The sequence below is a fragment of the Gammaproteobacteria bacterium genome (genome assembly GCA_035279405.1).
GTDB lineage: Bacteria > Pseudomonadota > Gammaproteobacteria > Natronospirales > REEB76 > REEB76.
The window spans coordinates 267783-275490 of the sequence record DATEHU010000033.1 but is presented as its reverse complement, the minus strand read 5'-3'; the positions used below and the strand labels follow the sequence as shown (position 1 = coordinate 275490).

At 63.8% G+C, this 7708-nt stretch carries 5 protein-coding genes; all 5 read left to right on the top strand.

Annotated features, from left to right (window positions below; genetic code table 11):
• Nucleotides 1-363 precede the first annotated feature (363 nt).
• The 5 genes from VJR90_07850 (at nucleotide 364) to VJR90_07830 (ending at nucleotide 7698) form a co-directional block, all read left to right on the top strand.
• Nucleotides 364-1404 carry an isoaspartyl peptidase/L-asparaginase gene (locus VJR90_07850; protein HKV97381.1) on the top strand — a complete coding sequence of 347 codons (1041 nt, stop codon included), beginning with the start codon at nucleotides 364-366 and terminating at the stop codon, nucleotides 1402-1404.
• 150 nt (nucleotides 1405-1554) lie between these two features.
• A complete protein-coding gene (locus tag VJR90_07845; GenBank protein HKV97380.1) occupies nucleotides 1555-2403 on the top strand; it encodes an isoaspartyl peptidase/L-asparaginase in 849 nt (282 codons plus the stop codon).
• Between the two features lie 112 nt (nucleotides 2404-2515).
• Nucleotides 2516-3379, top strand: a complete 864-nt coding sequence (locus VJR90_07840) for a hypothetical protein (protein HKV97379.1) — start codon at nucleotides 2516-2518, stop codon at nucleotides 3377-3379.
• Nucleotides 3380-3602: 223 nt separating this feature from the next.
• On the top strand, nucleotides 3603-6770 hold the full coding sequence (locus tag VJR90_07835) for a glycosyl hydrolase (protein ID HKV97378.1): 3168 nt from the start codon (nucleotides 3603-3605) through the stop codon (nucleotides 6768-6770).
• 484 nt (nucleotides 6771-7254) lie between these two features.
• Nucleotides 7255-7698 carry a hypothetical protein gene (locus VJR90_07830; GenBank protein ID HKV97377.1) on the top strand — a complete coding sequence of 148 codons (444 nt, stop codon included), beginning with the start codon at nucleotides 7255-7257 and terminating at the stop codon, nucleotides 7696-7698.
• The last annotated feature ends 10 nt before the right edge of the window (nucleotides 7699-7708 follow it).

Sequence of the window (7708 nt, the reverse complement as noted above, 5' to 3'; positions counted from 1 at the left end):
GTGCCTCTTGCTCTTCAGGCCCCCGTGGATTGCGCCGAGCGCGCAGCGCCCGCAGGGAAGAGCCTGCGAAGCAGGTCGGGGCGAAGGAGCGCCCCGACCGCGCGACCGGCACAGGGAGGTGCCGTGAGCGCGGCCCCGAGGACGCGAGTCGCGAGGGAACGCGGCGGAAACCGGATGGTCCCTCCATGCGGTTTCAGCCAGGCGCGGAATCCCCGGGGCGTGTTTCTTTGGTGACTTTCTTTGCACGTCCAAAGAAAGTCACCCGGTTGCGGGACGGAATCCCGCTATCTTGATAAAGGCTGCGGCGCAGCCGCACGGATTGTCTTAGGATGTTACATTCCCCGGAACATGAGGATCCCCGCCATGCGCATCCTGAGCCTGAGTCTGGTCTTGCTGGCGGCGCTGTGCACCAGCGCGGTGTGGGCCGCGAGTGCGCCCGCACCCAACAACCATCCCATCGCCATCGTGATTCACGGTGGCGCCGGCACCATCAGTCCCAAGGACATGACGCCGGCGCTCGAGACCGAATACCGCTTCATGCTGCGCAAGGCGCTGGACACGGGCTACGGCGTGCTCAAGAAGGGTGGCACGAGTCTCGATGCGGTGCAGGCGGCCATCGAGATCATGGAGAACTCGCCGCTGTTCAACGCCGGCAAGGGCGCGGTGTTCACCCACGACGGCAAGAACGAGATGGACGCCGCCATCATGGACGGCGCCACGCTCAGGGCCGGCGCGGTGGCCGACGTGCAACACATCAAGAATCCCATCGCGCTCGCGCGCTTGGTGATGGAGAAGACGCCGCACGTGCTGCTGGTGGCGGATGGCGCAGAAAAGTTCGCGCTGAGTCAGGGCATGGAATTGATGCCGGCAAGTTACTTCTATACCAAACAGCGCTGGGATGAGCTGCAGCGCGCTCTCAAGAAGGAAGGCGACAAAACCGCTGCGGTGCAGGAGCAATATCCCGGCACCACGGCACACGGCTTCGGTACCGTGGGCGCGGTCGCGCTGGATCGTTACGGCAACATCGCCGCGGGCACCTCGACGGGCGGGCTCACCAACAAGATGGACGGGCGCGTGGGCGATTCGCCCATCGTGGGCGACGGCACCTACGCCAACAATCTCACCTGCGGCGAGTCCGGCACCGGCACCGGTGAGCTTTACATGCGCCTGAATCTCACCAAGGACGTGTCCGATCTCATGGAATACAAGGGCTGGTCGCTCAAGCAGGCCGTGGACTACGAAATCTACGACAAGCTGGTGAAATTCGGCGGCAAGAATTCCGGCGGCCTGATCGCGCTGGACCGCAAGGGCAACATCGTGACCGCGTTCAACACCACCGGCATGTACCGCGGCTGGATAGACACGCGCGGGCATGTGACAGTGAAAATCTTCAAGGGTGAATGATCCGGATATTGTTGGAGCGGCGATACTCGCCGTGATTCCGAGAATTATCGCGGTCGGGACGACCGCTCCCACGGGACCGTCGCTCCCACAGCATCGCCGTTCCAACATAGAGATCACTTCGGATTACTCAGCCGACAAGGAATCCTCTGCATGAGCTTCGCCATCATTGTCCACGGCGGCGCAGGTGAAATTGACCCGGCGGGCATACCCGCTCGCCTGGCGGGTTGCCGCGCGGCGGCCGAAGCCGGTTACGCAGTGCTGAAAGGCAACGGCCGTGTGCTGGATGCGGTGCAGGCGGCCGTGGTGGAACTGGAAAACAATCCGCTGTTCAACGCCGGGCGGGGCTCCACCCTGAATCGCGACGGGCGCGTGGAAACCGACGCCGCGGTCATGGACGGCGCCACACTCAGGGCGGGCGCGGTGGCTGCGGTCAGCGGCGTGCGCAATCCGGTGAGGCTCGCGCGTGCGGTGATGGAGGCAAGCCCGCACGTGTTGCTGATGGGTGAGGGCGCGCAGCGCTTTGCCCTACAGCACGGCATTGAACTCTGCGATCCGCAGGACCTCGTGGTGCCGGCGCAGCGCGAGCACTGGGAAAAGGAGCACGGCACTGTCGGTGCGGTGGCGCTCGATGTACATGGACATCTGGCCGCGGCTACTTCTACCGGCGGGGTGTTCGACAAATTGCCAGGACGCGTGGGCGATTCTCCGCTCATCGGTTGCGGCACCTACGCCGATGGGCATGCCGCGGTGTCCTGCACGGGTCTGGGCGAAGACATCATGCGCACTACGCTGGCGCGTCATGCCGCCTATCTATGTGAACAAGGCATGGATGCCGCGGCCGCCGCGCGCAAGGCGCTCGCGTATTTCAAGGAGAAAACCCGGGGCGAAGCCGGATTAATCCTGATGGATGGCGAAGGGCACGCGGGCTTTGCACGCAATTCCAAGCACATGCCCGTGTGCGCCATGAACAGTGATGCGGGCGTCATCCTGGAAAGCTGAGCCAAGTTTCAGTGCGACATAAAATGACTGGTCGTAACAATCTGGACTGTAAATCCGAAACGGCGCGCGAATCGGCTAGAATTTTCGCATCCCAACCAATAACAAAGAGCTTATGCAGGTCTCCCATCTGTTGAATGCGATTACCGGCGGTGTGTTGAGCGGTGTGCTCTGCTGGCTCCTGTTGCAGGCGCTGGTGCGCGTTGCGCCGCTGCTGCGTTTCCAGCTTGGGTTTGGCGGTCTGGTGCTGAACGCTGCCGGCGAGCTGGCACGGGAAAACCTGGCGCGCGCTGCGCGCAACATGCTGCTGCTCGGCGCAGCCGCCTGCGCTGCGGTGGGCGGATTCGTGGCGCTCGCCCTGCTGGCCAAGCCGGGCGTCGGCACGGTACTGATGTGGGTGACATTCATCATTGCCTGCGTGTTGATCGTCGTGTGGGCGGTGTTTGTGGTGCGTGGGTTCCGGCGCTGGCACGTCTGTCGCTTTGCAGCGCGTGCTGACGTTGCCATCGGCGCCGCGCTCGACCGGCTGGCGATGCAGGGACACCGTGTGTTTCACGATGTGGCGCTGGGCAAGCAACGTTTCGAGCACGTCGTGGTGGGACCGCGCGGCCTGTTTGTCATCCGCACCGTGGCGCGCAGACCCAAGCGGAACTTGAACGTCGTACGCTTGCACGGCCGCACACTGGAATTCCAGGATGGACTGAACCTGCCGGATGTCGCCGGGGAGGTCGAACAGGGCGCACATCTGCTGTCCGAACTTTGCGGCCGCCTGCTCAACCATCCGGTGCAAGCGCGCGCGGTGCTGGCAGCGCCCGGCTGGGAAGTGCCCACGGACCAGGCCGGCGACCTGCTGCTGGTGAACGAAAAGACCGCGATCATGTTGCTCGGCTGGAGCCGCGCGGCCGACCACCTGCTAAACGAAGATGCGCCCGCCCTGCAGGAGCGGCTGGTGCGTTTGAGTCTCAACCGCATTATTTGAGCCTGCGGATCCCGGGGCGGTCCGGCGTGGACGCGGCAGCCGCGCACGCTTACCCGGTAACACCATTCCCATGCCGGTGACCAGCCGGTGCGTGTGCAGACATAGTCTCCCTTGGCCATATCCCCGGCGTGCATCTGTGCTAAGTTAGCCGCCGCTCGGGTATCACCCCGATTCCGCAATCCCCATTCGCTGTCCGGCCTTGTTGCCGGTTTGGAGAACCATCATGCGCCAGCCCCGCCGCTTGCTGTTACCGCTGTTGATTCTGCTGCTGCTGGCTCCGGCCTATGCGGCGGCACCGGCACCCAAGGTCGATCCCTATCTGAGCGTTCTCCAATGGCGGCTGATCGGGCCGTTCCGCGGCGGCCGTTCGGTGGCGGTGGCAGGCGTGGCGAGCGCGGAGCAAACGTTTTACTTCGGCGCCACCGGCGGCGGGCTGTGGAAAACCACCGACGGCGGAATTTCCTGGCACAACGTGTCCGACAAGTTCTTCAAGACCGCGCCGGTCGGCGCGCTCGCAGTCGCGCCTTCGGACGCCAACGTCATTTACGCCGGCATGGGCGAGTCCTTCATCCGCGGCGACATGATCACCGGCGACGGCATGTATAAATCCACCGACGCCGGCAAGACCTGGGAGCACATCGGGCTGGAGAACACCCACGTGATCAGCGAGATCGCGGTGGATCCGCGCGACGCGAACACCGTGTACGTCGCGGCGCTGGGCCACGTGTTCGGCCCCAATCCGGAGCGTGGCATATTCAAGTCCATCGACGGCGGCCAGACCTGGAAGAAAGTCCTGTACGTGAACGATGAAACCGGCGGCGCGGACATTGCCATCGATGCGCACAATCCGCGCATCCTGTTTGCCTCGATGTGGCAGACGTACCGGCGCCCGTGGACGTTCTCAAGCGGCGGCGCGGGCAGCGGCCTGTACAAATCCACCGACGGCGGCGCAACCTGGAAGAATATTTCCACGAGCCCCGGCCTGCCGACCGGCATCCTCGGCAAGATCGGCGTGTCGGTATCCGGCGCCGATCCCAACCGCATTTACGCCCTCATCGAAGCCAAGGAGGGTGGCGTATTCCGCTCGGACAACGGCGGCGCGACCTGGCAGCGGCAGTTCCACGGCGCGGAACTGACGCAGCGCGCTTGGTACTACATGCGCATCTACGCCGATCCCAAGAATGCCGACGTGGTGTACGCGCCGCAAGTGGACGGCCTGTTCAAGTCGGTGGACGGCGGTGCGAGCTTCACGCCGCTGGACACGCCGCACGGCGACAATCATGTAATGTGGATCAATCCGCAGCATCCGCAGATCATGGTGGAAGGCAATGACGGTGGCGCGACCGTGAGCTACGACGGCGGCAAGAGCTGGAGCAGCGAGGACAACCAGCCCACCGCGCAGATTTACCACGTCACCGTGGACAATGAATTCCCGTTCCATATCTACGGCGCCCAACAGGACAACTCCAGCATTGACATCGCCAACCGCGGCGAGGGTGGCGGCATCGGCCCGAGCGACTGGCAGCCGTCGGCCGGCGGCGAAAGCGGCTGGATCGTGCCCGATCCCGCAAATCCCTGCGTGGTATATGGCGGGGGTTACAGCGGCCTGCTCGAGCGACTCGACAAGTGCACGCGGCAGTCGCGGCTCTTGGATCCCTGGCCGGACAATCCCATGGGACACGCCGCGGCCGACCTCAAACAGCGCTTCCAATGGACCTATCCGATTCTCGTGCCGGCCATTGAGCCGCATACTATTTATGTCGGTTCGCAATATGTGTTCCGCAGCCGCGACGACGGCATGAGCTGGCAGCAGATCAGCCCCGATCTCACGCGCAACGACAAGGCCAAACAGATCGCCGCGGGCGGCCCGCTTACCAAGGACAATACCTCGGTCGAGTACTACGACACGGTGTTCGCGCTGGCGGAATCGCCGGTGAAGGCGGGCGTGCTGTGGGCCGGCTCCGACGACGGCCTGGTGCACGTGTCCACCGACGACGGCGCGCACTGGCAGAACGTCACGCCCAAGGGACTGCCCGAATGGAGCACGGTGGCCATCATCGAGCCCTCGCACTTCGATGCGGGCACGGTGTATCTCGCCGCCTATCGTTATCGGCAGGATGATTTCCATCCGTATCTGTTCAGGACCACGAATTACGGCCAAAGCTGGACGGCGATTGACGACGGCATTCCGGCGGACGAACCGACGTTTACCGTTCGCCAGGACACGCAGGATCCCAACCTGCTGTTCGCCGGCACTCAGCGCGGCGCCTACGTATCGTTCGACGGTGGCGCGCGCTGGCAATCGCTGCAACTGAATCTGCCGGCGGTGCAGGTCTCGGACATGACCATCCAGCCGCGCGAGAGCACGCTGGTGCTTGCCACTCACGGGCGCGCCTTCTGGGCGCTGGACGATCTCGGCTATTTGCGCCAGCTTGCGTCCGTTCAGAAAGGCGCGACGCATGTGTTTGCGCCGGCGCACGCTTACCTGTTGAACGGCGGCTTCGGTTTTGGCGGCGGTGGTGAAGGCCAGAATCCGCCCAACGGCGCGGTGATTTACTACAATCTGGAATCCGCGCCGGCCGCGGGCCAGGAGATCAAGCTCGCCTTCTACGACGCGGGCGGCAAACTCATCCGCGAGTACACCAGCAAGACCAACGCCAGCGGCGAGCCGGTAAAAGCGGAGCCGGACTTCCACACCAGCGGCAAGCCACAACCCGGCCAGTTGCCGGACAAGGCCGGCATGAACCGCTTCGCCTGGAACCTGAGTTATCCCGACGTGACGCACGTGTCCGATGCAGTGCTGTGGTTCGGCAGCCAGCGCGGCCCGCGCGTGCTGCCGGGCAGCTACACGGTGAAACTCACGGTGGCCGGCCAGACCTACAGCCAGCCGCTCACGGTGTTGAATGATCCACGCTCGAAAATGAGCGCGGATGATCTGACCGCGCGCCAGGCACTGCTCATGCAGATTTACGCCGAGTTCGATGCGACCAATAAGGCCATCAACGGCCTGCGCAGTCTGCGCTCGCAGATCAACGACGTGGAGAGCCGTTACGCCAAGTCGCCGCAGGCCAAGGCACTCGGCGAGGATGCCCAGCCGCTGCTCGCTGAGTTGACCGCCATCGAAGATGCCCTCATCCAGAGCAAGGCCCACGCCAGCGAAGACGTGCTGAATTATCCGATCCGCCTGAACAACAAGCTGGCGGCGCTGCTGACCAGCGTGGAGTTCAGCAATTCACGGCCCACCGCCCAGGATCAGGCGGTGTACGAGGAGCTGAAGGCGCAAACCGACACGCAGTTGGCGCACTGGCAGTCAGTGAAAACCGGTGCGCTGCCGGCGTTGAATGCCAAAATTCAGGCGCTCAGTCTGCCGGCGATTTATCTCAAGCCCTGAATCCGGGCTCGTCCGGCCTTGCCCCTCGCTCTTGCGGACGACGCGGGAGTGAGGGGCAGGGCCGTGAGCAGATCCCGCTTTCGGGAGGACAGATTCCGCGGCGTACCGGTGATTTTGTTGTCGTATGTCGCCCAGTACCCGAATGTCTTCCAGCGGAAGGCATAAGAAAAGTCCCGCAAGATTCTTCAGAGCGTTGAACAAAGCGTGAGGGGGTGAGTCCGGCGCACATGAAATCCCCCCTTGACCCCCCTTTGATAAAGGGGGGAGCGCGCTCTGCGCGCAGGGGGATTTGTCACGAACCGTCCTTTTGTTGGTGCTCTTAGTACGTAGCCGGCGCGGCGAAACTCGCGGGCCGGCCCGTGGTCCAAGCAGCAGGCGGGCAGGGCGCGTAAACGTCCGGGCCTGTCATCCGTTAGACTTGTTTGGCAGCACGGCTCTCGGCTGCGCATTCGTGTGACTGGCAGGTGACGGCCAGGAGGCGTGTATGGGCAGAATCCAGGTGTTGGCGTGGAGCGGTGCATTGGCAGCCGGGCTCATGATGTTGCCGGCGTTGCCGGTGCAGGCGGCGCCCCAAGTTCATGTTCGTGTAGGTATCGGCGTGCGCGGCGGCTATCCTGCGCGCTATCCGGTGCATGTCTGGGCGGGCGGCCATTGGAATCACGGCTGGTACGGTCCGCGTTTTGGCTGGTGGTGGGTGGTGGGGCCGTCTTGGTACTACTACCCGGGGCCGGTTTATCCCTATCCCAATCCCTACGTTCCACCCGTGGTAATCAACACCACGCCGGCCACGCCCGGTCCCGCACCTGCACAATACTGGTATTACTGTGCCGCTTCCAAAGCCTACTATCCCTATGTCGCGGAATGTCCGGGCGGCTGGCAGCCTGTACCCGTGACGCCGCCGGCTGCGGCCAATCACCCTGGATCATAAAAGGAGCTCT

What these genes read in the sequence shown, in the direction of transcription:
- VJR90_07835 (HKV97378.1), top strand. Translation starts at nt 3,603, where the DNA reads ATGCGCCAGCCCCGCCGCTTGCTGTTACCGCTGTTGATTCTGCTGCTG.
- VJR90_07830 (HKV97377.1), top strand. Translation starts at nt 7,255, where the DNA reads ATGGGCAGAATCCAGGTGTTGGCGTGGAGCGGTGCATTGGCAGCCGGG.
- VJR90_07840 (HKV97379.1), top strand. Translation starts at nt 2,516, where the DNA reads ATGCAGGTCTCCCATCTGTTGAATGCGATTACCGGCGGTGTGTTGAGC.
- VJR90_07845 (HKV97380.1), top strand. Translation starts at nt 1,555, where the DNA reads ATGAGCTTCGCCATCATTGTCCACGGCGGCGCAGGTGAAATTGACCCG.
- VJR90_07850 (HKV97381.1), top strand. Translation starts at nt 364, where the DNA reads ATGCGCATCCTGAGCCTGAGTCTGGTCTTGCTGGCGGCGCTGTGCACC.